We start from the raw sequence: 25795 nt of genomic DNA, 5'->3' as shown, positions 1-25795 counted from the left end.
AGGCTGCCAACAGATGTCCTTCCGAGGGCTCGCGGCGGACTGACTACACGCACGCCAGACAACCTCGCAACGTGAGCAAGCGGAGCGGGTCGTCAAAGGGCAGCGCAAAGGGGCAGTGTAGCCGAACGGCACACGCCTGTCCACTTCACTCTCGCTGCATGCTCCACGTTGGTCGCAGCATCGCCCGTTCGAGCGGAAACGTCAAGCCCGTAAGCCCGACTTTCCGCCGACCTAGGGGCCGGACGCTGGGTTTTCTCCCCTGCGTGATCGGACGCCTACCGTCAGGCCCAAGACGATACCCGCGAACGGGGACGGTTAACGCTCCGTCACACCGAGGGTCGAACCCATGCCGACAACCGGTGTAGCTGAGACTCAGGTACCCGCTACTTGGGCTTCGCTAAACCTTATTTTTGGTAACAATTGACCTCGGAGGCGCGCCCGATGACTCAGGCAGTGCCGATCAAGGTCGACAGCTCAGCCACCAGCCAGCGGGAATCTTGCCGGACCATGACGAGCCTGGCCCGGTCCTGGCTGACCTGTTGCTGTGGTTCGGCCTTGCCGGGGATCTCCCTGACCGTACCCGTGTTCACGAACAACAGAACCTCTACTCGATCATCTTCTGCACGCTCCACACCCGCGTCGGCGACGGCCGCCGTCCGCACCGTCTTCTCCGCCTTGGCCTTGGCGGCCAGGGAGGCCGACAGGGCCTTGTAGTGCTCGGTGAGCTCGCCCGTCGTGTGCTCGGCCGCCCGGGCCAGGTCCTGCTCGACCGTCCGGTAGTCGTAGGACAGCAGGTCCGGCGCCACCGTACGGGCCGCGGCCATGGCCTGGCGCCCCGCCTCCTCGTCCGCGCGCATGGCGTGGGCGTCGTACCAGAACACCCCTGACGCGCCGCCGAGCCCGAGCACCAGGACCAGCAGCGCGATCGTGACCGCCCTCACACCACCTGCACCGCCCTCGACACCAGCCAGACTCCGTTCGCCTTGGTCACGTCCATCGACCAGCGGTAGAACCGTTCCTGCTTGGGGGTCTTGGAACCCTCCCAGCGGATCTCCACGTCGGCCACGACCAGCACCCTCGCGGTCAGCTCCGTCATCGACACCAGCCCCGTGGCCCGGAGCACGCCGTGCTGCACGACCTTGTTCCCCACTGTGGTGGACTTGAGCTTCGCCGCGTTCGCCTTGTACTCCTCCTGGGCCACTCCGGTGGAGGTGGCGAGGATGCGTCCCATGTCGGCGTCGACGGTCTTGTAGTCGAGCGAGATCAGGTTGATCGCGTGCGTGCCCGCCGCCTCCAGCGCGGCCCGCCGATCGTCCGCCCTGGCCTGTTCGGCCAGGTCCTGCCCGCGAAGGAACACCACGGCGGCGCCGAGCAGCACCACCAGCAGCACGAGTACGCCGGTCAGGACGCGGGGTGGCCGGACCGGCTCGTCCACGTCTGCTCACCTCCCGGCTTGGTTGCTGGATGGTAACCCGCCGGCCGCTCCCGGAGCCCGGGAAACGACAGAGGCGACATAGGACCCACTCTTGCCGGGCATTGTCTTTCGGCGGCGGCGTTGTCGCCGTCTCCGGCCTCCCTGGCGGACCGAGTGTCTGACGAACGCCCTTCAGGTGGCTCTCTAGGGCCCGCTGAGGGCTCGGCACGGCGTTACGGCCTTTCTGTCACCGAGGTTCGGGAAAACGCCTTCTCGGCCCGCCTGGCGGCTCGTCCCGGTCTGACGCGCTTGGCCGGTTGGCGGCTCTTGGGCCGCCGGACGGCTCTGAGCGGCCTGACAGCTCTTGGCGGTCGGACGACGAACCGGTCCAGACCGCCTGCGGCCCACACCCCGATTTCCATGGCGGTCGTAAGACCCATCGGCGCGGGCCAGCGTCTATCGCAACCGGGCCTACCGAGCCTCAGACCGGGACCAGGGCCGAGACCGCTACCAGGAGCGGACCCGGACCTACCGGACGCCGTTGAGGTGGGCGTTGATCAGTCGTGGGTACTCTTCGAGCCAATTGCGCCCGCGGTCGTCCACGAAGGAGCCCTGGGGCGGGATGACCCCGTTGGCCGCCAGCCAGGTGCCGGGCGGCCGCTGCGTACGGCGGAGCCCGTTGCCGCTCGGCATCAGCTGCGGCGGGATCGGCGGCAGCGAGCCGGGGTCATGGCCCAGCTGCGCCTCGGCCTCCAGCTCGGAGACGTCCTTCTCCTCCGACATACCGATCGGGCCGTGCTTCCTGGCGTTGAGGAACTGCCGGACCACCGGCTCGTCGCTCGACAGCAGCATCTCGCGCGGCCCGAACATGATCAACTCGCGCCGGAACAGCAGCCCGATGTCGTCGGGCACCGTACGGGCGGTGTTGATGTCGTGCGTGACGATCAGGAAGGTCGCCTCGATCTCGGCGTTCAGGTCGACGATGAGCTGGTTGAGGTAGGCGGTCCGTACCGGGTCCAGACCCGAGTCGGGCTCGTCGAACAGGATGATCTCGGGATCGAGCACCAGCGCCCTGGCCAGCCCGGCCCGCTTGCGCATGCCGCCGGAGATCTCGCCCGGCAGCTTGGTCTCGGCGCCGAGCAGGCCGACGAGCTCCATCTTCTCCAGCACGATCTGGCGGATCTGTGACTCGCTCTTCTTGGTGTGCTCGCGCAGCGGGAAGGCGATGTTGTCGTACAGGCTGAGCGAGCCGAACAGGGCGCCGTCCTGGAACAACACGCCGAACAGCCGGCGCAGCTCATAGAGCTTGCTCTCGTTGCAGTTGGCCAGGTCGTAGCCGTCGATCCAGATGTGGCCGCGGTCCGGCCTGAGCAGCCCGACCAGCGTCTTGAGGAAGACCGACTTGCCGGTGCCGGAGGGGCCGAGCAGCACCGAGATCTCGCCCGCGGGCAGGGTGAGCGAGACGTCCTCCCAGATGACCTGCCGACCGAACGACTTGGTCAGCCCGTCGACCACGACTTCGACGCCCACGGGTCACCCTCCATGCGCACAGAGTAATGTGACTTCAACCACAAGACTGCCATCACCGTAGCGGCGCACGAGGGAATTGGAACCAGTTCCAATAACTTGTTACTGCCCGGTTATGAGACGCGGAGTCCAGCAACGGGCGTCGGGGCGCCTATCCGGCCTGGGGATGGGCGATCGCCCTCAGAGCCGGGCGAAGGACCCGTGCGATGTCCGCTTGAGAGGCCTCGCGCAGCTCGTCGAGTTCGAGTAGCTGGTGGCCCACGGTCACGCCCAGCATGATCGTCGTCATCAGCGCCGCCCGCAGTCGCGCATCGTCGCCGGGGATCGACTCGCCGACCTGATGAATCTGACGACTCAGTACGGCCCGCGCCGACGCGCCCGCCTCCGGGTGGGTGAGCATCGATCGCATCATGGCCAGGGAGCTCTGCGGCAACTCCCCCATCTTGAGGCCGAGACTCCCGATGAGTTGCTCGACCAAGTCGTCGGCATCGCCCTTGGCCACCGGCGCCGGGGCCACGGTCACAGCCGCGCTGAACAGGTCCTGCTTGCTGCCGAAGTACTGCATGACGAGCGCGGGATCGACCTCCGCCGCCTTGGCCACGGCGCGGATCGTGGTGCGCTCGAATCCCAGGTCGGCGAAGAGCTTCCTGGCCGCCTCCAGGATCCGCCGCTCGGTCCTGCGACGCCGCTCCGCCCGTTCGGTCACGCCGCCCCCCTTTGACGATCGTTACTCACTCTACAGACGTTGACCGTTCGTCACATTTCGCTCTACGCTCGTTGAGTCAACCTCCGTTGAGCGAAATGGGGCCCCCATGTCCACCACCGAAGTCGTCGCCGCCTACCACGCCGCGATGCTCCACAAGTCGGCCGACGAACTGGCCGACCTCTATGCCGAGGACGGCCTGCACGAGTTCCCCTTCGGCGGCCTGCCGGCGTTCAAGGGCCGAGAGGAGGTCCGGGCGGGGTACACGATGATGTGGGGCGCCATGAAGGCCCTGGTCAAGGAGATCCGCGATGTGGTCATCCGCCAGACCACCGACCCAGAGGTGGTCGTGGCGGAGCACGAGACGGTGGTCACGGTGGCCGACCAGGAGCTGACGGTGCCGGGCCTGCTGATCCTGCGGGTCAGGGACGGTCTGATCGTCCACACGCGCGACTACATGGACACCAGCGCCATCACCCGCGTCCGCGCCGCCTAGCGCGGCATCCACGAACGTTCGCCGGGTACACGCTTCCGCTCCCCGGAGGGGTACTCCTCCATAGGACCTCTGCCACGACGGACCGCCTCCATCTGCTCCCCGGAGGGGCATCCCTCCCAGGAACCCCAGCCACCACGGACCGTCACAGGGATCGAAACGGTTGTGTGACGAACCACCCAGGGACCCTCCGACCCTGAGGTCGTACGGTCACTTGGCGGCGGTGAGGTCGTAGACCGTGGCGTTGCCGACTGTGGCGGCCGTGTACGTCTCCTGCACCCAGGCGGCGATCTCGGCCGCGTCACTGCTGCCACCCGTGCTGGCCCCGCCGCGCATGCCACCGCCCATCCCGCCACCGATGAAGTAGTGGATCTTCCCCTCGGCCACGTACTGCTTGAACTGGGTGAGCGTCGGCGCGGGGTCGGTCCCGTTGAAGCCGCCCACCGCCATCACCGGCTGGCCCGTGGCGAGCTGGTATCCGGCGGCGTTGTTCGAGCCGACGGTCGCGGCGACCCAGCTGTAGGCGGTGGCGTTGCTCTTCAGAAGGGCGGTCAGCTCGGCACTGGGGGTGGCGGACTGCAGCAACCCGCCCATTCCACCGCCTCCCCGCCCACCACGAGCGAACCCATCGGCCCCCGTGCCACCCGATCTCGCAGTACCACCGGTGCCGCCCGGCTGACCGCCACCGAAGCCACCGAACCCGCCCGGCCCCATGGCCGCAGGGCCGCCACCGCCGCGCCGGAACCCTCCAGGTCCGCCGAACCCTCCCGTAGAGGGGCCCGCCGTGGGGATCGCGCCGGTATGCGCGGATGTGGCGGTGTCCAGTGCGTACGCGGCCGGCCCCGCCAGGCACACCACAACCGCCACGACGGCGACAATCCCCGACAACCGCCGCGACCACCAACCACGCGCCTCGAACGACACGCCCGCAGACGCCACGCCCCCAGCTTCCGCGACCGGCACGCCCCCAAGCTCCTCAGCCCGCCCGCCCCCAAGTCCCGCGCCCGGCACGGTCCCAACTTCCCCGGACGGCACACCCACCCGCCCCTCCTCCTCACGACCGACGATCAGCAGCCCCACCGCCGCCGCCAGCCCGCCGACGAGCACGATCGGCCCCAACCAGGAATTCCACTCCGAGCTACGCGACAGCAGGACGTACCCCCACCCAGCCGTCACGGCCGCCGCCAGCGCGAGCGCCCGGTTCGCCCGGCGCTCCCACAGCAGCGCCACCCCCGAACCCACCAGCACCGCGATCGCCGGAGCCAGCGCCACCGTGTAGTACGCGTGGAAGATCCCCTGCATCAGGCTGAAGATCAGCCCGGTGATCACCAGCCAGCTCCCCCACACAGCCACCTGGGCCCGTACGGGATCGGTCCGCGGCGCCGAGCGCGTCAGCCAGACCACGGCCACCAGGAGCACCAGCGCCGCCGGAAGCAGCCACGAGATCTGCCCGCCCGCCTCGGTGTCGAACATCCGCCACCAGCCGGCCTGCTGGTTGAGGTTGCCGAGCCCTCCGTAGTCGCCGCCGTTCAGCCGCCCGATGCCGTTGTAGCCGAGCGCGAGTTCCAGGACGCTGTTGGTCTGGGAGCCGCCGATGTACGGCCGGTCGGCGGCGGGCACCAGTGCCACGGCCACCAGCCACCATCCGGCTGACACCACCACGGCCACACCCGCCAGCACGAGCTGCCAGAGCCGCCGCCCCACCGTGGTCGGAGCCGTGATCAGGTAGACGAGCGCGAACCCCGGCAGCACCACGAACGCCTGCAGCATCTTGGCCAGGAACGCGAACCCGATGCACGCCCCCGCCAGCACCAGCCACCGCGTCCCCGCCTTCTCCTGGGCCCGCACCACGCAGTAACCCGCGACGGTCAGCAGCAGCACCAGCAGCGCGTCCGGATTGTTGAAGCGGAACATCAGCACCGCCACCGGCGTAACCGCCATCACCGCCCCGCCGATCAACGCGGCCCACGCGGGGAACCGGCGGCGTACGGCGGCATAGACCACGCCCACGGTCGCCACGCCCATGAGCGCCTGGGGCACGAGGATGCTCCATGAGCTCAGCCCGAAGATCCTGGCGCTGAGCTCCATCGGCCACAACGAGGCGGGCGTCTTGTCGACGGTGATGGCATTGGCCGCGTCGGACGACCCGAAGAAGAACGCCTTCCAACTCTGGGTGCCCGCTTGTACGGCAGCCGAGTAGAACGCGTTCGCCCATCCGGAGGCGTTCAGCCCCCATACGTAGAGCACCGCGGTGGCGGCGAGCAGCCCGGCCAACGCCCATCGATCTCTGACACGCGCATCCTTGAACACACTCGAACGCTAAGCACGGCCTCTCGCCACGCGATGAGACGACCATGAGAATCTCGTGAGCTCTGTACGGCGCTAACAGCCGGGCTCAAACAGTCGGGGCAAAACAGTCGGGCGCGAAAGCAGTCGGGCGCGAAAGCAGCAACAGCCGGGCATGCAAAAGGGGCGGCACACCCGGCACCTGGGTGCAGCCGCCCCTTCTGGGGTGAAACGCCGGAACCGGCGATTCGGTAATGCTCTTCGAGCGATATGCCTCGAAAGTGTTACTTCACGGTGACGGAAGCGCCGGCGCCCTCGAGGGCAGCCTTGGCCTTCTCCGCCTGCTCCTTGTTGACCTTGCCGTCGAAGACGTTCTTGGGAGCGCCGTCGACCAGGTCCTTGGCCTCCTTGAGGCCCAGGGACGTCAGGGCGCGGATCTCCTTGATGACCTGGATCTTCTTGTCGCCGGCAGCCTCGAGGATGACGTCGAACTCGTCCTGCTCCTCAACGGCGGCGGCCTCGCCACCACCGGCGGCGGGGGCAGCGGCAACCGCGACGGGGGCGGCGGCCTTGACGTCGAACACTTCCTCGAACTGCTTTACGAACTCGGAAAGCTCGAGGAGGGTCATCTCCTTGAACGCGTCGAGCAGCTCGTCGGTGCTGAGCTTCGCCATGATGGTTTCCTCCGTATGGATCTTGCGATAACTAGGAACGGGACCGCGGGGTTTGCGGCAATCCCCGTATTACTCGCCCGCCTCTTCGCGCTTGGCGCGAAGGGCGTCGGCCAGCTGGGCCATGTTGGTGGGCAGCGCGGCGAACATGGCGGCAGCAGCACTCTGCTTCGCCTTCATCGCGCCGGCCAGCTTCGCGAGGAGAACCTCGCGGGACTCGAGGTCAGCGAGCCTGGTGATCTCGGTTGCGTCCAGCATCTTGCCATCAAGGACGCCGCCCTTGATCACCAGAAGGGGATTGGCCTTGGCGAAGTCACGCAGACCCTTGGCCGCCTCGACAACGTCGCCGTTGACGAAGGCGATCGCGGTCGGACCGGCGAGCAGGTCGTCAAGACCCGCGAAACCGGCCTCATTGGCCGCAATCTTAGTCAGGGTGTTCTTCGCCACGGCGAACTTCGCATTCTCACCGAGAGAGACGCGCAGCTGCTTGAGCTGGGCGACGGTGAGACCGCGGTACTCGGTCAGAACGGCGGCAGCGCTGCCTTCGAACTCGCTCCTGAGCTCGGCAACTGCTGTCGCCTTATCCGCCCTCGCCATGGGCCTCCTTCCAGATGTGCCACCGGTGAAGGCCCAGAAATGAGAACGGCCCCGGGCGCAGGGCGCACACGGGGCTCACACACGGATCGCTCCGTGTAGGAAACTCGTATCACACCTGCGCGGGCCGTCCACAGACTGTGGATCCTTCGGTCGTCAGGTCTTGAAGAACCTGACGACAACCGGCGGTCTTCGGCAACGACCAGAGTACGTCCTGGCCGCCGAGTTTCCAAATCGCTCTCAGTCGGCGACGCTCTTCAGCGCCGCACCCGGTTAGTTGGTCGTGCCCTTCGGCAGCTCGCCGATCTGGTCGGCGGGCGGCGTCTGGATGTTGACGGCCTCGTTGAACCCCTTGAACAGCAGGGTCGCGTCCAGCGTGGCGTCTTCCTTGGCACCGTTCAGGGCGAGCTTGCGAGGCAGGCCGTCACTGCCCACCCAGATGTCGAACTTGATGTCCTTGAGCTCGGCCAGACCCGAGCGGGCGGCTTCCTGCTTGTCGGCCGGCAGCTGCTGCACCGCCGCGTCGACCGGGAACGTCCCGCTGTAGTGGGTGGTGTCCACGCCGCCGACACTCTCGTTGCCGGCCGCCTTGACGTCCTGCGACGCGGTCACCATCTTGGTGACGGCCGCCAGGTCGAACTGCTGGATCTGGTCGAGGTACGTCTTGACCTGATCCGGAGCGCCGACATTGGTCAGCGGCACCTTGATCCACGGCTTCGTCGCCCCGACGAGCTCCTTGAGCGCCTCGACCTTGACGTAGACGGCGTCGCCCTGGAGCACGGCTCGTGCTCCACCGGGCAGACCCTTACCGCCCATGTCGAGGGTGTCGAGGGTGAGGTCGACGGCCAGCTGCGGCTTGCTCTGGTAGAGCATCCGCCCCTGCACCTTGCCGCTTCCCTCCTGGGCTTGCTTGACGTTGACGACGGCGTCAACGGTGTAGCTGGTGACCTCCGCGGTCTTCTGCGCGGCCTGCGTCAGCACTTCGGACGCCGCCAGCTTGACCTGGATTGGCTGCGCGGTCGTTCCACAACCGGCAACCGCGACCGCGACCAGGGCGGCACCGGCCGCGGCGGTAGCGAGGGAAATTCTGCGCTTCAGCATGATTTAAACCCTACGTGTCGGTGTCCCGGTGATGGCGTATTCCCCTGACTTTTCAGGGAAAACCCAGGGTCTTCCCCGACCCGCGCCCCCTGACCGCGCGACGGGCTCTCTGCCTCGGCTTCTGTCGTGTGGACTGCTCCGATCTTTCTTTCCACGTACGGCACCGCGCGGGTCACGCGTCACCCGGAATCCCCCGCTCGCCGTACGAGATCGAGCTCGCAGACGCGCCCGGCAAGGACCGTCCCCGCAGAGCGCACACCGCACCCGGAAGCGTCCACAAAGCCCGCGCCGCAGCCCCATTGGGGCCCCGCCCACAGCGGCGGGCGGCCCGTGACGCGAGAGCCTGTGGCGGGGGGTCGGTGGCGGGGGTGCTTGTGGGCCGCCATGCGCGCAAAGCGACGGCCCCCGGACACACAACAGCCCCCGCCGGAGTCGGCGAGGGCTGTGTGGTGCGAAGAAGTGCCAGAAGAGTGGCTTTTCCGCTACGCGTCCAGGTCGGCGGTGAGGCCGCGGGTGGCGTTGGGGTCGACCGGGACGCCGGGGCCCATGGTCGTGGAGAAGGTGACCTTCTTCAGGTAACGGCCCTTGGCGGCCGACGGCTTGAGACGGAGCACCTCGTCGAGGGCGGCGGCGTAGTTCTCGATGAGCTGGCGCTCGCCGAACGACGTCTTGCCGATGATGAAGTGCAGGTTGGCCTGCCGGTCCGTACGGAACTCGATCTTGCCGCCCTTGATCTCCGTCACGGCCTTGGCGACGTCAGGCGTCACGGTGCCGGTCTTGGGGTTGGGCATGAGGCCACGCGGGCCGAGGACACGGCCCAGACGGCCGACCTTGCCCATGAGGTCAGGGGTGGCGACGACGGCGTCGAACTCGCCGAGCCGGTTGCCCTTGGCGATCTCGTCGATGAGCTCGTCGGCGCCGATGATGTCGGCGCCCGCCTCGCGGGCCGCCTCGGCACGGTCACCGGTCGCGAAGACCAGGACCCGGGCGGTCTTGCCGGTGCCGTGCGGGAGGTTGACCGTGCCGCGCACGATCTGGTCGGCCTTGCGAGGGTCGACGCCCAGTCGCAGCGCCACCTCGACAGTGGCGTCGAACTTGGTGGTGGACGTCTGCTTGGCCAGCTTCGCGGCCTCGACGGGCGCGTAGAGCTTGTCGTGGTCGACCTTGGCCGACGCGTCCTTGTGCGCCTTGCTGCGCTTCATGTCTGTCTCCTTGTGGTGTGCGGGCCGGGTGCCGGCCCTCCCACTGATCGGTGTGGGTAGGAGCCGGGAAACCGGCTCTCCCACGGATCGCGGTTCGGGCCGGGGAACGGCCCTCCCGCGGATCGGGAAGTGTTAGTCGGCGACGGTGATGCCCATGGACCGGGCAGTGCCGGCGATGATCTTCTCGGCCGCCGCGATGTCGTTGGCGTTGAGGTCGGGCATCTTGGTCTCAGCGATGCTGCGGAGCTGCTCGCGGCTGAGCTTGCCGACCTTCTCCTTGTGCGGAACCGCGCTGCCCTTGTCGAGACCCAGAGCCTTCTTGATCAGCTCGGGCGCCGGGGGCGTCTTCGTGATGAAGGTGAAGCTGCGGTCTTCGAAAATGGTGATCTCAACGGGGATGATGTTGCCCCGCTGGGCCTCCGTGGCAGCGTTGTACTGCTTGACGAAGTCCATGATGTTGACGCCGTGGGGACCGAGCGCGGTACCGACGGGCGGAGCGGGCGTGGCCTGGCCAGCGGGCAGCTGCACCTTCACCAAGGCCGCGATCTTCTTCTTTGGAGGCATGATCCTTCTCCGGGTCCTGAGAATGGTGTTGCAAACCCCCACGGGCATGGGGACCCCAGAACACAGGGGCCCCCCGTTCACGCGCGTGGGGACGACATATCAGCTTACGTGATCGTCTTAGATCTTCGAGACCTGGTTGAACGACAGCTCGACCGGGGTCTCGCGGCCGAAGATCGAGACGAGCACCTTGAGCTTCTGCGACTCGGGGCTGATCTCGCTGACCGAGGCGGGCAGGGTGGCGAACGGGCCGTCCATGACCGTGACGGACTCGCCGATCTCGAACTCGACGGTCGGGCCGGAGCTGGTCTTGGCCGAGGACTTCTTGGCTTCCTCGGTCGGCTCGGGCGCCAGCAGCTTGGCGACCTCGTCGAGGTTGAGCGGGCTCGGCTTGTTGGACAGGCCCACGAAGCCGGTCACACCGGGCGTGTTACGCACGGCGGCCCAGGACTCGTCGGTCAGCTCCATGCGCACCAGCACGTAGCCGGGCAGCACGCGCTCCTTGACCGGCACCTTCTTACCGCTCTTGAACTCCTGGACGGTGTGCGTCGGCACCTCGACCTGGTAGATGTAGTCCTCCATGTTGAGAGACACGTTGCGGCTCTCGATGTTGGACTTCACGCGGTTTTCGTAGCCGGCGTAGGAGTGGATCACGTACCACTCGCCGAGCTGGCCCCGGAGCGAGCGCTTGAACTCCTCGACCGGGTCGACGTCAGGCAGGATGTCACCGTCTTCGTCGACTGCGGGAGCCTCGTCGGCGACCTCGTCCTCGTCGCTCTCGTCGCTGTCCGCGACGTCGGCGTCGAGCTCGTCGACGGTCTCCTCAGTGGCCTCAGCGGCCTCTTCCGGCTCGGTGTCCCACTCCTCGTGGGACTCGTTCGCCGGCACTGAAGATTCGGACACGGTGACTTTTCCTCTTTCGTCGAATCGAATGGCGACTCCGTCGGGCGACGCCGTCGGTGTCTGGATCAGGCTCCGCCGAAGACGCGGAGAACGGCCCAGCCGAGCGCGCTGTCGAGCCCGTACACGATCGCAACCATGATCAGAACGAATACCAGAACGACCGTGGTGTAAGTGATGAGATCCTTGCGTGTCGGCCAGATGACCTTACGCAGCTCGGTGACTACCTGCCGGTAGAAAAGGGCCGGCGAGGTGCGGGTCTTCTTCTCGCCACTAGGCTTGCCTGCGGTCTCGCCGCGCGTGTCGATCGCCACAGTCCTCACCTGAATCTGTCGTATCCAACGCAGTATGCGGCGCGCTTACACGCCATTGCGCGGACCGCACTCGCAGGGCACGAGGGACTCGAACCCCCAACCGCCGGTTTTGGAGACCGGTGCGCTACCAATTGCGCCAGTGCCCTATGTCGCCAACCACACTACCCTGATCAGCTCACTGCCTGGACCGAACCGCACGTCGACATGCGGCGGCACGACCAGGCGAAAGTGTATCGGGGGAATGCCCCTTACGTCGAACCAAACCCGATCGCCCAGGTCACGGCCCGCGTGGCAGCATGGACCCATGTCCACCCGACCTCGCATATCCACCCGAATTTCCGCGATTTCCGAGTCCGCCACGCTGGCCGTGGACGCGAAGGCGAAGGCGATGAAGGCGGCCGGCCGTCCGGTCATCGGCTTCGGCGCCGGAGAACCCGACTTCCCAACGCCGGATTACATCGTCGAGGCGGCGGTCGCGGCGGCGCGCGATCCCCGCTTCCACAAGTACACCCCGGCCGGCGGCCTGCCGGAGCTCAAGCAGGCGATCGCCGCCAAGACGCGGCGCGACTCGGGTTACCAGGTCGAGGCGTCGCAGGTCCTGGTCACCAACGGCGGCAAGCAGGCCGTCTATGAGGCGTTCGCCACGCTGCTCGACCCGGGCGACGAGGTCCTGGTCGTGGCCCCGTACTGGACGACCTACCCCGAGGCGATCAAGCTGGCCGGCGGCGTCCAGGTCGACGTCGTCACCGACGAGACGACCGGCTACCTCGCGAGCGTCGAACAGCTCGAAGCGGCCCGCACGGAGCGCACCAAGGTCCTGCTGTTCGTCTCGCCGTCCAACCCGACTGGCGCCGTCTACTCGCGCGAGCAGACGGAGGCGATCGGCCGCTGGGCCGCCGCCAACGACCTCTGGGTGGTCACCGACGAGATCTACGAGCATCTCGTGTACGGCGGAGCGGAGTTCACCAGCATCGCCACGGCCGTTCCCGAGCTGGCCGACCGGGTCGTCATCGTCAACGGCGTGGCCAAGACGTACGCCATGACGGGCTGGCGGGTCGGCTGGCTGATCGGCCCGTCCGACGTGGTCAAGGCCGCGACGAACCTCCAGTCGCACGCAACGTCCAACGTCTCGAACGTGGCCCAGATGGCCGCTCTGGCCGCGGTCTCCGGCGACCTGTCGGCCGTGGCGGAGATGCGTGAGGCGTTCGACCGGCGCCGTCAGGCGATGGTCCGGCTGCTCAACGAGATCCCCGGCGTGTTCTGCCCGGAGCCGAAGGGGGCGTTCTACGCCTACCCCTCGGTCAAGGAGCTGCTCGGCAAGGAGCTGCGCGGCCGGCGGCCGCAGTCGTCGGCCGAGCTGGCCGAGCTGATCCTGGAGGAGGCGGAGGTGGCGGTTGTTCCGGGCGAGGCGTTCGGGACGCCCGGATATTTCCGCCTTTCGTACGCCCTGGGGGACGACGATCTGGCAGAGGGCGTCAGCCGCCTCGCCAAGCTCCTCGCGGAAGCCCACTAAGCGAAGAGGCTGGGTGACCGCGCCGCGTCAGCCGACCGCCTCGGCCACTTCCTCGATCTCGCGGGCCAGTCCGGGCGTGGCGCCGATGTAGACCGCGGTGCCCGGCCGTTCCAGCCACATGAAGTTGCTCAGCCCGCCCCGCGTACGCCAGCGCAGGGCGGGCTTGCCGTTGTACGCGCCCAGGCTCGACCTGCTGACCAGCGACGCGAACCGCTCGGCGCCCCGCACCCCGCACACCAGACCGACGAGCAACTCCTCGTCGTTCTTGCGCCACCGCACGCCCTTCACCTTGAGCCGCTCGCGCAGTGACTTGACCCGCGCGAACGAGCCCGCGCGCTCCACCCCCGCGGGCAGGTGGCCGATGCCGAGATCCCCGGACCCGCAGGTCAGAGAGGTGATCGTCGACCTCGCCCGGCTCGGTTCCGGCGTGGCTGTGTTCGCCTCCGGCGTGGCGGCGTTGCCGCACGCGGTGAGCACGAACACGAGGGACACCGCTGCCAGGCGTCGCATCAACCCCCCATGACTTGGAGTGGAAACCGCAGAAAAGGCCCCTAGTCTCCTACAGGAGCCTTGACCGAGGCGGCAACACGGAGCAGTTCTTCGCTCAGGGATTCGCTGACCCTGATCCACGCTCCGGTGCCCGTACGCTCCAGCCAGACGATCATCAGGCCACCGCCGGGATGCCTGCCGACCAGGGCGGGTCTGCCGCGGATGGTGGTCTCCCTCGGTGTACGTAGCGGCGTCCGTCGCTGGTAGGTGGCCCAGTCGGCCGCCGCGGCGCCGTGCTCGACCCGCACCTCGACGAATCTGTCCCGAGCGCCTGGCCCCCTCTCAGGGGCGAACCTGGCCCAGGCGCCCTGGTCGGGTTCGATCACTCCCCCGTCGGCGCGATCGAACCCCGAAGGCAGGTAGGTGAGCCAGAAGTCATGCGCGACCACCGCGATCCGGGGCGCCGCCAGGGCGGCGGTGACGGTCCGGCCCCGAACGGGCCCCGCCCGGCCCGGCGCGGCCGGAAGCGGCCGCGGCGGAGCCTGAACCGGCGCAGGCGCCCCCACCGGTGCGCGATGGAGACGCCCGAATCCCGAGGAGAACAGCCCATAGATGATCGAAACGGTGACCCCGAGTGCGAGGAACGCCAGCATCGCGCGCAACGCCTGTCCGCCGGTCCCGCCCTCAGGCCTCATGCACGGTAGATCCCCGGTCTGATCTCACCCGTACCACCTGATCACTTGACGGGTTCGAGCCCTTCGGCGATCCTCTTCAACTCGGCCGCCGCGTCAACCTTTTTCGCATAGTCCGGGCTGATATACACCTCGACCGCCAGCCCCTTGCGCAGCGTCCAGCCGATGGTGCTCGTGGAGCCCTCAGAGTTGTCGGTGGTGTCGGTGGCGACTTCTCCGCCTTCAGTGACATTCGCGAGGTAAGCCTCCTTGCCACTGATATCAAGAGTTTCAGCGCCCTGGTCGGAGAACCTCGCCAGCCGCTGCGCGACCTGCTTGCTCGCCTCACCCGCGAACACGACGACCTGTACGGAGTAATAGCCCTCTGGCTGTCCAGGCTGGACGAAAGTGGTGGTGTAGCTGGTTTTGCCGAAGCCGTTCTTGCCCGACCATTTACCCCATTCGAGCCCGTCGGGCAGGTAGCCGATGTGGATGCCGCCGAACGTCCTGCCGTCGCCCAAATCACCGAGGTCCTGCGGCACCGAGACTTCCTGGCCGACGGTGAGCTGGACGTTCGTCCCCTTCGTCACTTCCTGACCGGCGGCGGGGGTCTGGACGCGCACCGAACCCGTGTCGGTGGCCGTCTCCGGGTCCTCCACGACCAGTCCCGCCTGCTTCAGCGTCTCGACCGCCTCGGCGACGGGCTTGCCTACGACGTCCGGGACGGTCACCAAGTCCATCACGGCCTGGTCCTGGCCGGTGGCCGCGTGCTGAGCCCTGGGGGGTTCCCCCGAGTTGATCAGTGCCGGCACGGTCACGGCGACCAGGGCCGTGACGAGGGCGGCGCCGGCCGTACGGAATCTGAGCACGTGCGCGCGGTGGCGGCGGCGCACGTCCCGGCCGAGCGTCGGCCCGGCGTGCACGCCGGCGACGTGCGTGGCCATGGCCTCGGCGATGGCTTCTTCTTCGGTCTTCATCGGATCGCTCCTTCTGCGACGGTCATGCGTTCGCGGATCTTGGCGAGGCCCCGGGCCGCCTGGCTCTTCACCGTGCCGAGCGAGCAGCCGAGCAGCGACGCGGTGGCCGACTCCGACTGGTCCTCCCAGTAGCGCAGGACGATCACGGCCCGCATCTTCGGCGGCAGCCTGCGCAACTCCTCGATGAGCGTGTCGCGCAGGTCCAGGTCGGGCGATTTCGCGGCGGTGTCGGGCGGCCGGGCGAACGTGATCTCCTGCACGACGCGCCGCCGCCGAGCCCGGCTGATCGCCGCGTTCACGAGAACCTTGCGCGCGTACGCCTCGGGGTTGTCGTGCCGGATCCGGGTCCAGTGCCGGTAGACCTTCTCCAGAGCGTGCTGGACCAGGTCCTCGGCGTCGTGGTGGGTGGCTCCGCAGACCAGGATCGCGGTGCGTAACAACGAGGTGCTGCGGGCGGCAAGGAACTCGTCGAATGCCGTTTCGTCTTCATCCGTCATGAGCGGGGTCCCCTTTCGCCCCTCCCAACGCACGAACGGGCATACAGGTTGAGTGGCAAGATATGGAAATGCCACGCCCGCTTGACCAGCTGCCCAAGGCTCACCTGCACCTGCACTTCACCGGCTCGATGCGGCATACGACGCTGATCGAGCTGGCTCGCGAGCAGGGCCTGCACCTGCCCGACGCGCTGGAGCAGGACTGGCCGCCCCAGCTGCACGCGACCGATGAGCGTGGGTGGTTCAGGTTCCAGCGACTGTACGACATCGCCAGGTCGGTGCTGTGGCGGCCGGAACACGTCTACCGGCTGGTGCGGGAGACGGCCGAGGACGAGGCGGCGGCCGGGTCGCGGTGGCTGGAGATCCAGGTGGACCCGTCGGGGTTCGCGCCGCGGTTCGGCGGGTTGACGGCGACGCTGGAGCTCATGCTGGACGCCGCCGCCCAGGCCGCCGTACTGGCGGACATCGGGATCGCGGTGGTCGTGGCGGCCAACCGCACCAAGCACCCGCTCGACGCCAACACGCTGGCCAGGCTCGCGGTCCAGTACCAGGGCAAGGGGGTCGTCGGGTTCGGGTTGTCGAACGACGAGCGGCGCGGCGCGGCCAGGGAGTTCGAGCGGGCCTTCCGGATCGCCAAGCGCGCGGGGCTGCTGGCCGTACCCCATGGAGGTGAGCTGCTCGGGCCCCGCAGCGTCGCGCAGTGCGTGGACGACCTGCACGCGGATCGCGTGGGGCACGGGGTGCGGGCGGCGGAGGACCCGTGGCTGATGGAGCGGCTGGCCGAGCGGCAGATCTGCTGCGAGGTGTGCCCGACCTCGAACGTGGGGCTGGGTGTCGCGGAGCGGGTGGCGGATGTGCCGTTGCGCAGGCTGTTCGACGCGGGGGTACCGATCGCGCTGGGGGCCGACGACCCGTTGCTGTTCGGGGCGCGGTTGTTGCGGCAGTACGAGCTGGCGCGGGAGGTCTACGGCTTTCGCGATGAGGAGATCGCCGAGCTGGCCCGGCAGTCGATCAGGGCGTCCACGGCGCCCGAGGGCGTGCGCAAGGAGCTGCTGAAGGAGATCGACGACTGGCTGGCCCAACCGGAGTGAGGCGGCTATCAGCGCGGCTATCGAAGGAGTGCGGCGGCTATCTCGGCGGCGCGCTCCTTGGTGCCGGCTCCTTCCAGGCGGTAGCCGACTGTGCCGGACTGCCAGATGAGGGTGGGCTGGGCCTGGCGTAGGGGGACCGACGTGCCGTCCTCGCGCTTGAGGTAGCCGAGCGGATGCTCGCCGCCGAGCCACCAGGCGGTGACGCCCTCGACCGGGACGTCCTCGGGCCAGGGTGGGCCGACGCTCTTGAAGAAGTACGGGCTGAGCGTGCCGTCGAACTGGTCCAGGCGGATGCCGCCCGGCCAGAACATCGACGCCACCCGGCCGTTGTCGCTCACCGTGGCGCGCTCGGGGGTGCCCAGCGCGGTGGGGGTCTTGATGGGGAACCGCACTTGGGTGGCCAGGTCCGCCGGGGCCACCGTGTGCTCGCCCGGCAGCGGGGTGGGGGTGGTGATCGGCTCTGGGGTGGAGTCGCTCAGGCGTAGCTCGATGCCGGCGTAGTGGAGGATCGCGCGTACGGCGGCGCGGCCCTGCGGGGTGGCGGCGGTGATGGCTATGACGGCCAGGACGATGGCTGTCACGATCGGCCATCTCGGCCGCCGCCCGCGTTGCGCCGGAGGCCGCCGCTCATCGTCTCGCCGACCCGGCGCCGGGGGATGCCGCCTGGCGCCGGACACACCGGGCGCCTCAGGGGCCACCTCGGGCGTCGTGGGCGTTTCGGGGGTGGGCTCCAGGCGGGCGCGGACGGCTGACGCCACGTCGCCCGGCGGTGGGTTGGGGACGTCGAGGAAGTCGGCGAGGGCCGTGAGTTCGGCGGCCAGGTCGTCGAACGGGTCATGCGAGCTCATTGCCCACCTCCTCCCTGAGCCGCGCGAGGCCGCGATGGGTGCTGGACTTGACGGTGCCGAGCGGCCAGTCGAGCACCTGGGCGGTTTCCGCCTCCGTCAGCTGTAAGAAGTACCGGCAGACGACGGCCTGGCGTTCCCGCTCCGGCAGGTGGCGTACCGCCTCCAGCAGCCGGGCGCGCCGATCCGTGGCGACGGCCGAGCCCTCGGGGTCGTCGGGGGCCTTGACCTCGGCCGTGGCGCTGAGCCGTACGGCGAGCTCGGATCTGCGCCCGCGCGACCGGGTCAGGTTGTGCGTCTCGTTGGCCACGATCCGCAGCAGCCACGGCCGGAAAGGGGCGTCCCTGCGGAAGGTCGACAGATGCCTGAACGCCTTGACGAACGCCTCCTGCACCACATCCTCTGCCTCGTCCCCCGCCCCGAGCATGGCGGCGGTGCGGTGGGCGAGCGCGCTGTAGCGGGCGACCAGCGCCTCGTAGGCGGACAGGTCGCCGGCGAGGGAGCGGCTGATGGCCTCGTCGTCGTCCATGAACGAGTCAGATTTCACCGCATCAGAGGGGGTTCGGGGAAGGGCGTTTGACCCATCAGGTGACCATCGGCGCTGCTGGGGCATTAGACTCGCACAAATCCATGAGCCCTTCGAAGGAACGGCACTATGTCTTCTGGGTATGACCGTGTAGTACAACCGGCGGCCGGTGACGAGGCCCTGGAGAACCACCTAGGTGGGGACGAGGCCAAGAACTATCGGCAGTACGAGTTCGACATGGTCGCCCCGCATGTCGGCCGTTCGATGCTGGAGATCGGGTCCGGGCTGGGCCATTTCGCCGAGCAGTTCCTGCCGCGCCTCGACCGCCTCGTGGTGAGCGACTTCGACCCCTACTGCGTCGAGCAGCTCCGCAAGCGCTTCGAGGGGCGCGACGACATCAACGTGCTGCAGTTCGGCCTGCCGACCGAGATCCCGCTTGAGGACAAGGTCGACACGGTCATCATGATGAACGTCCTGGAGCACATCGAAGAGGACGCCGAGGCGCTGCGTTCGCTGGCCCGGGTCACGCAGCCCGGCGGCCGGATCATCATCTGGGTGCCCGGCTACATGCAGCTTTATGGAGACTTCGACCGCAAGGTCGGGCACGTCCAGCGCTACACCCCCAAGACCCTGGGCGCGACGGTCGCCAAGGCGGGGCTGGAGCCCGAGGTTCTGAAGCCGATCAACTTCCTGGGCGGCATCGCCTGGTGGGCCGCCGTCCGCCGGGGTGGTGTGGGCTATCCGGATCCGCGACTCGTGAAGATCTACGACCGGACGGTGGTTCCGGCCACGCGTCTGATCGAGCGCTTCATCCGGCCGCCCTTCGGCCAGACCGTGTTCTGCGTCGCCCGCGTACCCCAGTAACCACCTCAGCCGCCACCGGCGAGCGGGGCGGCTGAGGGGCCCGGGCCGGTGGAGGAGGGGCCCGGGCGGGGATGGCTGTCGTGGCCGGCTATTTGATGGAGCCCGCCGTCAGACCTCCCACCACCTTTCGCTCGATCAGAGCGAACAGGATGATCACTGGGATGGTGGCGATCACCGAGCCGGCGAAGAGGTTCTGCCAGTCCACCTGGTACTGACCGATGAACGAGTTGAGCGCCACCGTCAGCGGCTGGTTCGCCGGTGTCGTGGTCAGCGTCAACGCCACCACGAACTCGTTCCACGCGGCGATGAAGGTGAAGATCAGCGCGGTGATGACCCCGGGCATGGCCAGCGGCAGCGTGATCCGGAACAGGGCCCCGAACCGCCCGTTGCCGTCGATGAACGCCGCCTCCTCCAGCTCACGCGGGATCGAGGAGAAGTACGCGTTCAGGATCCACACCGCGAACGCCAGGTTGAACCCGCCGTTGACCAGGATCAGCGACCAGATCGAGTCCACCAGCCCGAACTGGAAGAACTCCCGGTAGATGCCGACCAGCATGGCCGTCGGCTGGAACATCTGGGTGATCAGCACCAGGATCAGGAACGCCGTGCGCCCCCTGAAGTTGTGCCTGGCCGAGTAGTAGGCGGCCGGCAGGGCCACCAGCAGCACCAAGATGGTCGAACCCGCCGCCACCTTGAGCGTGACCATGAGGTTGCCGGCCAGGCCGCTGGTCCAGAAGTTGGTCAGGTTCGACCACTCCCACTGCGACGGGAAGAACGTCACGTCGCGCAGCGTCTCCTGAGGACGCAGCGAGGTCAGCAGCATCACCAGGTACGGGAACAGGAAGATGAACGCGATCACGTACGCGCTGCCCGCGACGATCACCGTCTTCACCCTGGGCAGGCGGCGCGCGGCGGGGCGGGTCGGCTTGGCGTGGTGGTGGGTGGACAGTGTCGGCGCCGTCTTGACGGCCATCACGCCACCTCCTTGTTCCAGCGGGACACCCTGAGGAAGATCGCGGTCAGGATGATCACCATGCCGAAGTTGACGACCGACATGGCGGCGGACTCGCCGATGTTGGAGCCCTTGAGGATGAACATGAGGATCGTCGAGGTCGCCGTCGAGTATCCGGGCTGACCGTGCGTCATGGCCCAGATGATCGGGAAGCTGTTGAAGACGTTCATGACGTTGATCAGCGCGGCGACCGTGAGGGCGGGGCGCAGCAGCGGCAGCGTGATCGACCAGTACGTCCGCAACCGGGTGGCGCCGTCCATCTTGGCCGCCTCGTAGACGTCGTTGGGGATCGTCGCCAGACCGGCCAGCAGCGCGTACGTGGTGAACGGCACCGACACGAACACCGCCACGAACACCAGCCACGGCATCGCCGTCGAGGCGTCGCCGAGCTGGTCGGCCGAGGCGCCGCCCATCGCGTCGATCAGGCCGAGCTTGAGCCTGATCTGGTTGATGACGCCGACCTCAGGGTCGAGCATCCACTTGAAGATGATCGCCGTCATCAGCACCGAGGCCGCCCACGGCGCGATCAGCGCCCAGCGGGCGATCTTGCGGCCGGGGAAGCGCTGGTTGAACAGCTGGGCCAGGGCCAGCGAGATCAGCACGGTGAGGGCGACGACCGCGACCACCCAGATCACGCTGCGGACCATGATGTCCGCGAAGTCCTTCTCACCGAACAGCTTCTCGTAGTTCGCCACGCCGTTCCCGCCCTGGACCACGCCGAATCGGCTGATCTTCAGGAACGACGAGCGGATCATCTCGTAGACCGGCCAGAGCACGACCACCGCGATCAGCACAACAGCGGGCCCGACCCAGGCCAGGGGCTCCAGGACGCGCAACCTTTTCATGCGGAACCTTCCGTAACGGTACGGCCGGCGCTCTGGACGCGAAGCGCCGGCCGTACGGGCCCCCGACTGATCAGCCGGCGTCGGCGGTCTTCTGGAGCTCGCCGAGCACCTTGGCCGGGTCGTCCTTGACGGCCCCGCCGATGGTCTGCTTGATCTGCGGGTTCACCTCGGCCCACTTCGGGTCCTGGAACGGGTAGAAGCTGGCGTTGGGCAGCGCGTCGAGGAACGGCTTGAGCTTCTCGTCGCCCGACAGCTTCTGGATGCCGCCGTTGGTCACGGGCAGCAGCTTGTAGGTGTCGCTGATCTTCTGCGCGGCGCTGCCGGTGTAGAAGAAGTCGAAGAACTTCTTGATCTCGGCGGCGTGGCCGTTCTTGTTGAACGCCATGATCCAGTCCATGACGCCGAGCGTGGTGTCGAGCGGGCCGGACTTGCCGGGGATCGGCGCGACGCCGTAGTTCTTCAGCCCGGCCGCGTCGAAGATCGGGATGGACATCGGGCCGCCGTTGACCATGCCGACCTTGCCGGCGCCGAAGTCCTCCCAGACCGTCTTGCGGTCCTTGGTGCCCGGGTTCGGGGTGGTCAGACCGGCGTTGACCAGGCCCTTCACGTAGTTGAACGTCTCGACGTTCTGCGGGGAGTTGATCGCCCACTTGCCGGAGGCGTCCTTGTAGCCGCCGCCGTTGCCGAGCATCCACAGGAAGGACTCGGCCTGCGCCTCCTCCTGTCCGAGTGGCAGGCCGAAGGGCTGGCTGACGCCGGCCTTCTTCAGCTTCTCGGCGTCGGCCTTGAGCTCGTCCCAGGTCTTGGGCGGCTCGGCGATGCCGGCCTTCTGGAACAGGTCCTTGTTGTAGAACAGGGCGCGGGCGGAGGAGACGAACGGGATGCCGTACGCGGCACCGTCGACCTTGCCGAAGTCGGCGAACTTCTGCAGCATGTCGCCGGAGACGTTCGGCGACAGGACCTCGTCGACCTTGTAGAGGAGCTGGTCCTTGACGAAGCCGGAGTAGTCGCCGGTCTGCAGGATGTCGGGCACCTGGCCGTTCTGGACCATGGTGGCGACCTGCTTGTCGATGTCGTTCCAGTTGATGACCTGGACCTCGACCTTGATGTTCGGGTTGGCCGCCTGGAACTCGTCCACGACGCCCTTCCAGAACGTCTCACCGGAGTTCGGCTTGCCGGGGCCGTCACCGTAGTCGGCGGCGACCATCTTGAGCGTCACCGGGCCGCCGGCCGAGGACTTCTGGTCGCCCGCACCGGCCGTGCCGGTGCCTCCTCCTGAGCCACAGCTGGACAGGACCAGCACGGTCGCCAGGCCGAGAGCCGCACCGCCCACAAGTTTCATGTTCACCGAAGTACCGCCTTCTCATCGGACGGGTCTCGCTGGTCCGTACCAGCGGCCGGTGCGTGAGTCACAGCTCAACGCGTTTGCGTCAGAGTAAGCCTCTATTCTCGGTCTGGTCTATACCGGTTGGTCTCGGTTTGAAAACACTAGGACGCCAGAAACCTCACAACCGGTCTAGACCGCGCGTCAGAGGATCTTTCTCCGCACGCTCTCCCCGCCCTGCGGCGATCCGATCCACGGCCCTTCGATGGACGGGTCGAGAATGCCCTCCTCGACGAAGGTGTAACGGCCGTCGAGCACGTAGCGGGCCAGCCGGGTGTCCTGGGTGTCGCTGTTGTCCCAGAGCTTGGCGAACAGCGCCTCCGCCCGCCGCCGCGCCTGATGGCAGAACGTGTCCGCCAGCTCGTACGGCCGGCGCCCCAGGTCACGGGCGTCCTCCTCGGCCTTGACGCAGACCGCGGTGATGGCGAACAGCTCGGCCCCGATGTCGATGATCCGGCCGAGGAAAGACTGCTTGTGCTCGAGCCGCCCCTGCCAGCGGGACATCCCGTAGAAGGTGGACCGGGCCAGCTTCCTGCTGGTCCGCTCGACGAAGCGCAGGTGGGCCGCCAACGGCCCGAAGTCGGCGTAGGCGGCGGGCAGGTTGCCGCTGCCCGCGACCAGCGTCGGCAGCCAGCGGGCGTAGAAGCGGCCCGCCTGCCGCAGCGCCTGCGCGCGTTCCTTCCTGGAGGCGTCGGGGTTGATGAGCTCCCCGGCCGCCGACAGGTGGGCGTCGACCGCCTCGCGGGTGATCAGCAGCCGCATGATCTCGGAGGAGCCCTCGAAGATCCGGTTGATCCGCGAGTCGCGCAGCATCTGCTCGACCGGGACCCCGCGCTCGCCCCGCGCGGCCAGCGACCCGGCGGTCTCGTAGCCGCGACCGCCCCTGATCTGGAGCAACTCGTCGAGCACCTGGTAGGACAGCTCGGAGGCGTAGAGCTTGGCCAGCGCGGCCTCGATCCTGATGTCGTTGCGCTGGTCGTCGGCCATGCGGCTGGTCAGCTCGCAGACGGCCTCCAGGGCGTACGCGGTGGCCGCGATGAAGGCGATCTTCGTGGCGACGGCCTCGTGCTCGCCGATCTTGCGCCCCCACTGCACGCGGGCGTTGCCCCACTCACGGGCGATCTTCACCGCCCACTTGGCGTTGCCCGCGCAGGTGGCGGGCAGCGACAGGCGCCCGGTGTTGAGCGTGGTGAGGGCGATCTTCAACCCTTCGCCCTCACGCCCGATGAGATTCTTGGCGGGCACCCTGACCTGCGTGAACTCGGTGACACCGTTCTCGATGCCCCTGAGCCCCATGAAAGCGTTGCGCCGCTTCACCGTGATGCCGGGCGAGTCGGCCTCGACCACGAACGCGCTGATCTTCTTGCCGGTACGGGCCATGACCACGAGCAGGTCGGCGACCACGCCGTTCGTCGTCCACAGCTTGACGCCGTCGAGCACGTAGTCGTCGCCGTCCCTGACTGCGGTCGTGGACAGCCGCGCCGGGTCGGAGCCCACGTCCGGCTCCGTCAGCAGGAACGCCGACACCTCGCCGCGCGCGCACCTCGGCAGGTACTCCCGCTTCTGCTCCTCGGTGCCGAACAACTTGAGCGGCTGCGGCACCCCGATCGACTGATGCGCCGACAGCAGCGTCGCCAGCGCCGGGCAGTACGACCCGACGAGCATGAGCGCGCGGCAGTAGTACAGGTAGGGCAGGCCGAGCCCGCCGTACTCCTCGCTGATCGTGATCCCGAACGCCCCGAGCTCGCCGAGCCCCTTGACCACCTCGTCGGGCACCTGCGCGGTCCGCTCGATCTCGGCGGGATCGACGTGCGCGTCGAGGTAGCGCCGGACGGCCCGGACGAAATCCTCCCCGCGCTTGGCCGCCTCCTCCGCCAGCGTGGGGGCCGGGTGGACCAGGTCGAGGCGGAGATCGCCCAGGAACAGCTGCTTGGCGAAGCTCGGGCGGGTCCACTCCTTCTCGCGGGCCTGCTCGCCGAGCTCTCTCGCCTTTGCGTAGTCGGTCATCGCGTCCCTCTTCCGTTCGGTGAGGGGTCTCTTTCCCTTTCTTGTACGACAAGCGCGGGTTGCCCGCCACCCGCCGCACCTGGTTTCGGGACTCCAGTCGTTACGGCTTTGCCGTCAGCAGGGCTATCAGCGACAGTGCCGCCGGTACTGCTAGGTATGTGCCGCAGCAGGCCAGGGCTATGCATGAAAGGGCAGTCGCCACGATGGCCGTGTTGCGCGGCCTTCCCGGCGGCAGAACGCGGACGGCCGCCGCCACGCCTGCCGTGGTCACCGCGGCCAGGCAGGCCGAGGTGGCTCTCATGAGGGTGTCCAGGTCCGCCGGCAGCAGCATGATCAGGGCGGTCAGGGCCGCCAGGAGGGCCAGGCTGCGGTAGGGGGTTGCGCCCTTTTCGAACCAGCGCGGCAGGGATCCGCTCCCGGCCATGGACACGCCCAGGCGGGCGGCGCCGGCTATGTAGGTGTTGATGGCGCCGAAGGTGAGGGCTATGGCCGCCGCGGTGGTGATCGGGCCGGCTGCGGCGCCGATGCCGGTCTCCAGCAGGGCGGACAGCGGTGCCGCTCGGCCCAGGACGGCGATCGAGGTGATGGAGATGCTCAGGTAGAGGACGGAGATCACGATCAGGGTCACCGTGGTGGCCCTCCTGATGTCGGTGATCTCCGCCGACAGGTGGGTGGCGGCCTCCCAGCCGACGAAGGCGAAGAAGAGCACTCCGGCCGCGGAGATCACGCCCGCCATGCCGTACGGGGCGAACGGGGTGAAGTTGGCGGCGCTGGCGTGCGGCGCGGCGGTGCCGACGGCCGTCGCGAGGAGCGCGATCAGCAGGAGCACCATGGCCACCTGCAGCCGTCCCGAGGTGCGCAGGCCCGCGGCGTTGGCGAGGAAGGCGGCGGCGAGCAGGGTGGCGGCGGCGACGGTCTTGTCCACGCCCAGGGTGTTGGCCACATAGACCGCGCCCACCTGCGCGCCGGCCACGATGCCGATGGGGACGGCGCCGTAGAACCACCAGCCGACCACCGCGGCGGCCCTCCCGCCGAACGCGATCCCGGTGAAGGCGGCCACGCCGCCGCCGTTCGGGTAATGGGTGCCGAGCGTGGCGAAGGTGATCGCCACCGGTGCGCTCAGCGCCAGCAGGCCCACCCAGGCCAGGATCGACGCCGGGCCCGCGGCCTCGGCGGCCAGTTGGGGCAGCACCAGCATGCCCGGTCCGAGTACCCCGCCCAGCAGCATCGCCGTGCCCTGACCTGCGCTCAAGTGACCTTTCGTTTGTTGCGACATATCCGCTGAAAGTAGCCGGACGCGTGGCGCTCGCA

Annotated in this window: 27 protein-coding genes and 1 tRNA gene; 4 read left to right on the top strand and 24 right to left on the bottom strand. The window is 68.2% G+C overall.

Annotated features, from left to right (window positions below; all coding sequences use genetic code 11):
- Window positions 1–446: 446 nt before the first annotated feature.
- From AB0B61_RS55410 to AB0B61_RS55395, 4 genes are all read right to left on the bottom strand, one after another.
- The gene (locus AB0B61_RS55410; protein ID WP_358450020.1) at window positions 447–941 is read right to left on the bottom strand and encodes a hypothetical protein; all 495 of its coding nucleotides are present in this window, start codon (window positions 939–941) and stop codon (window positions 447–449) included.
- A complete protein-coding gene (locus tag AB0B61_RS55405) occupies window positions 938–1435 on the bottom strand; it encodes a hypothetical protein (protein WP_358450018.1) in 498 nt (165 codons plus the stop codon). The genes AB0B61_RS55410 and AB0B61_RS55405 overlap by 4 nt, the downstream gene beginning before the upstream one ends.
- A gap of 507 nt (window positions 1436–1942) precedes the next feature.
- The gene (locus AB0B61_RS55400; RefSeq protein WP_225293987.1) at window positions 1943–2944 is read right to left on the bottom strand and encodes an ABC transporter ATP-binding protein; all 1002 of its coding nucleotides are present in this window, start codon (window positions 2942–2944) and stop codon (window positions 1943–1945) included.
- A gap of 148 nt (window positions 2945–3092) precedes the next feature.
- Complete coding sequence (locus AB0B61_RS55395) at window positions 3093–3647, bottom strand: TetR family transcriptional regulator (RefSeq protein WP_358450016.1); 555 nt, start codon at window positions 3645–3647, stop codon at window positions 3093–3095.
- A 106-nt stretch (window positions 3648–3753) separates the two neighbouring features.
- Here AB0B61_RS55395 and AB0B61_RS55390 point away from each other — a divergent pair, with 106 nt between their 5' ends.
- On the top strand, window positions 3754–4140 hold the full coding sequence (locus AB0B61_RS55390) for a nuclear transport factor 2 family protein (protein WP_358450014.1): 387 nt from the start codon (window positions 3754–3756) through the stop codon (window positions 4138–4140).
- A 207-nt stretch (window positions 4141–4347) separates the two neighbouring features.
- Here the strand turns inward: AB0B61_RS55390 and AB0B61_RS55385 are convergent, their stop codons facing one another.
- The 9 genes from AB0B61_RS55385 to AB0B61_RS55345 all read right to left on the bottom strand — a co-directional run bounded on the left by AB0B61_RS55385 (window position 4348) and on the right by AB0B61_RS55345 (window position 11912).
- Entirely contained in the window at window positions 4348–6447 is a 2100-nt protein-coding gene (locus tag AB0B61_RS55385) for a glycosyltransferase family 39 protein (protein ID WP_358450012.1), read from the bottom strand.
- A 260-nt stretch (window positions 6448–6707) separates the two neighbouring features.
- On the bottom strand, window positions 6708–7097 hold the full coding sequence (rplL, locus tag AB0B61_RS55380) for a 50S ribosomal protein L7/L12 (RefSeq protein ID WP_225293990.1): 390 nt from the start codon (window positions 7095–7097) through the stop codon (window positions 6708–6710).
- 69 nt (window positions 7098–7166) lie between these two features.
- Window positions 7167–7691, bottom strand: coding sequence for a 50S ribosomal protein L10 (gene rplJ / locus AB0B61_RS55375; protein ID WP_225293991.1), 525 nt, complete (start codon window positions 7689–7691; stop codon window positions 7167–7169).
- Window positions 7692–7961: 270 nt separating this feature from the next.
- A complete protein-coding gene (locus AB0B61_RS55370; protein ID WP_358450010.1) occupies window positions 7962–8789 on the bottom strand; it encodes an LppX_LprAFG lipoprotein in 828 nt (275 codons plus the stop codon).
- Window positions 8790–9271: 482 nt separating this feature from the next.
- Entirely contained in the window at window positions 9272–9991 is a 720-nt protein-coding gene (gene rplA / locus AB0B61_RS55365) for a 50S ribosomal protein L1 (RefSeq protein WP_358450008.1), read from the bottom strand.
- A gap of 132 nt (window positions 9992–10123) precedes the next feature.
- Complete coding sequence (gene rplK / locus AB0B61_RS55360) at window positions 10124–10555, bottom strand: 50S ribosomal protein L11 (protein ID WP_225293997.1); 432 nt, start codon at window positions 10553–10555, stop codon at window positions 10124–10126.
- 117 nt (window positions 10556–10672) lie between these two features.
- Window positions 10673–11455, bottom strand: a complete 783-nt coding sequence (nusG, locus tag AB0B61_RS55355) for a transcription termination/antitermination protein NusG (protein WP_358450006.1) — start codon at window positions 11453–11455, stop codon at window positions 10673–10675.
- A 65-nt stretch (window positions 11456–11520) separates the two neighbouring features.
- Window positions 11521–11766, bottom strand: a complete 246-nt coding sequence (secE, locus tag AB0B61_RS55350) for a preprotein translocase subunit SecE (protein ID WP_225294001.1) — start codon at window positions 11764–11766, stop codon at window positions 11521–11523.
- Window positions 11767–11839: 73 nt separating this feature from the next.
- Window positions 11840–11912, bottom strand: a tRNA-Trp gene (locus AB0B61_RS55345).
- A 158-nt stretch (window positions 11913–12070) separates the two neighbouring features.
- Between AB0B61_RS55345 and AB0B61_RS55340 the strand changes: the two genes are divergently transcribed.
- Window positions 12071–13279, top strand: coding sequence for a pyridoxal phosphate-dependent aminotransferase (locus tag AB0B61_RS55340; RefSeq protein ID WP_358450004.1), 1209 nt, complete (start codon window positions 12071–12073; stop codon window positions 13277–13279).
- A gap of 27 nt (window positions 13280–13306) precedes the next feature.
- Here AB0B61_RS55340 and AB0B61_RS55335 read toward each other — a convergent pair whose 3' ends face one another.
- From AB0B61_RS55335 to AB0B61_RS55320, 4 genes are read right to left on the bottom strand one after another with little or no spacing between them, the layout of a single operon-like run.
- Window positions 13307–13789 carry a hypothetical protein gene (locus AB0B61_RS55335; RefSeq protein WP_358450002.1) on the bottom strand — a complete coding sequence of 161 codons (483 nt, stop codon included), beginning with the start codon at window positions 13787–13789 and terminating at the stop codon, window positions 13307–13309.
- Between the two features lie 41 nt (window positions 13790–13830).
- Window positions 13831–14463 (bottom strand): hypothetical protein, encoded by a 633-nt coding sequence (locus tag AB0B61_RS55330; RefSeq protein WP_358450000.1) that lies wholly within the window; start codon window positions 14461–14463, stop codon window positions 13831–13833.
- A 41-nt stretch (window positions 14464–14504) separates the two neighbouring features.
- Window positions 14505–15416, bottom strand: a complete 912-nt coding sequence (locus AB0B61_RS55325) for a PASTA domain-containing protein (RefSeq protein ID WP_358449998.1) — start codon at window positions 15414–15416, stop codon at window positions 14505–14507.
- The gene (locus AB0B61_RS55320) at window positions 15413–15913 is read right to left on the bottom strand and encodes a SigE family RNA polymerase sigma factor (protein WP_358449997.1); all 501 of its coding nucleotides are present in this window, start codon (window positions 15911–15913) and stop codon (window positions 15413–15415) included. Before AB0B61_RS55320 ends, AB0B61_RS55325 begins: the two co-directional genes overlap by 4 nt.
- Before the next feature lie 68 nt (window positions 15914–15981).
- On the opposite strand from AB0B61_RS55320, the gene AB0B61_RS55315 reads away from it, so the two are divergent.
- Complete coding sequence (locus tag AB0B61_RS55315) at window positions 15982–17001, top strand: adenosine deaminase (RefSeq protein ID WP_358449995.1); 1020 nt, start codon at window positions 15982–15984, stop codon at window positions 16999–17001.
- 17 nt (window positions 17002–17018) lie between these two features.
- On the opposite strand, the gene AB0B61_RS55310 is transcribed toward AB0B61_RS55315, so the two are convergent.
- Window positions 17019–17849 (bottom strand): hypothetical protein, encoded by an 831-nt coding sequence (locus AB0B61_RS55310; RefSeq protein WP_358449993.1) that lies wholly within the window; start codon window positions 17847–17849, stop codon window positions 17019–17021.
- On the bottom strand, window positions 17836–18393 hold the full coding sequence (locus AB0B61_RS55305) for an RNA polymerase sigma factor (RefSeq protein ID WP_358449991.1): 558 nt from the start codon (window positions 18391–18393) through the stop codon (window positions 17836–17838). Before AB0B61_RS55305 ends, AB0B61_RS55310 begins: the two co-directional genes overlap by 14 nt.
- Window positions 18394–18501: 108 nt before the next feature.
- Here AB0B61_RS55305 and AB0B61_RS55300 point away from each other — a divergent pair, with 108 nt between their 5' ends.
- A complete protein-coding gene (locus AB0B61_RS55300) occupies window positions 18502–19236 on the top strand; it encodes a class I SAM-dependent methyltransferase (protein WP_358449989.1) in 735 nt (244 codons plus the stop codon).
- Window positions 19237–19324: 88 nt separating this feature from the next.
- Here the strand turns inward: AB0B61_RS55300 and AB0B61_RS55295 are convergent, their stop codons facing one another.
- From AB0B61_RS55295 to AB0B61_RS55275, 5 genes are all read right to left on the bottom strand, one after another.
- Entirely contained in the window at window positions 19325–20209 is an 885-nt protein-coding gene (locus AB0B61_RS55295) for a carbohydrate ABC transporter permease (protein WP_358449987.1), read from the bottom strand.
- On the bottom strand, window positions 20209–21093 hold the full coding sequence (locus AB0B61_RS55290) for a sugar ABC transporter permease (RefSeq protein ID WP_358449985.1): 885 nt from the start codon (window positions 21091–21093) through the stop codon (window positions 20209–20211). Before AB0B61_RS55290 ends, AB0B61_RS55295 begins: the two co-directional genes overlap by 1 nt.
- Before the next feature lie 70 nt (window positions 21094–21163).
- The gene (locus AB0B61_RS55285; RefSeq protein ID WP_358450028.1) at window positions 21164–22435 is read right to left on the bottom strand and encodes an extracellular solute-binding protein; all 1272 of its coding nucleotides are present in this window, start codon (window positions 22433–22435) and stop codon (window positions 21164–21166) included.
- A gap of 186 nt (window positions 22436–22621) precedes the next feature.
- Window positions 22622–24484 (bottom strand): acyl-CoA dehydrogenase family protein, encoded by a 1863-nt coding sequence (locus tag AB0B61_RS55280; RefSeq protein WP_358449983.1) that lies wholly within the window; start codon window positions 24482–24484, stop codon window positions 22622–22624.
- 100 nt (window positions 24485–24584) lie between these two features.
- Complete coding sequence (locus AB0B61_RS55275) at window positions 24585–25736, bottom strand: amino acid permease (protein WP_358449982.1); 1152 nt, start codon at window positions 25734–25736, stop codon at window positions 24585–24587.
- Between the last annotated feature and the right edge of the window lie 59 nt (window positions 25737–25795).

It is taken from the genome of Nonomuraea sp. NPDC049158 (assembly GCF_040648335.1).
In the GTDB taxonomy this organism is placed as follows: Bacteria; Actinomycetota; Actinomycetes; order Streptosporangiales; family Streptosporangiaceae; genus Nonomuraea.
Note: the sequence above shows the minus strand (reverse complement) of the source record. Positions and strands in the feature narration are given on the sequence as shown.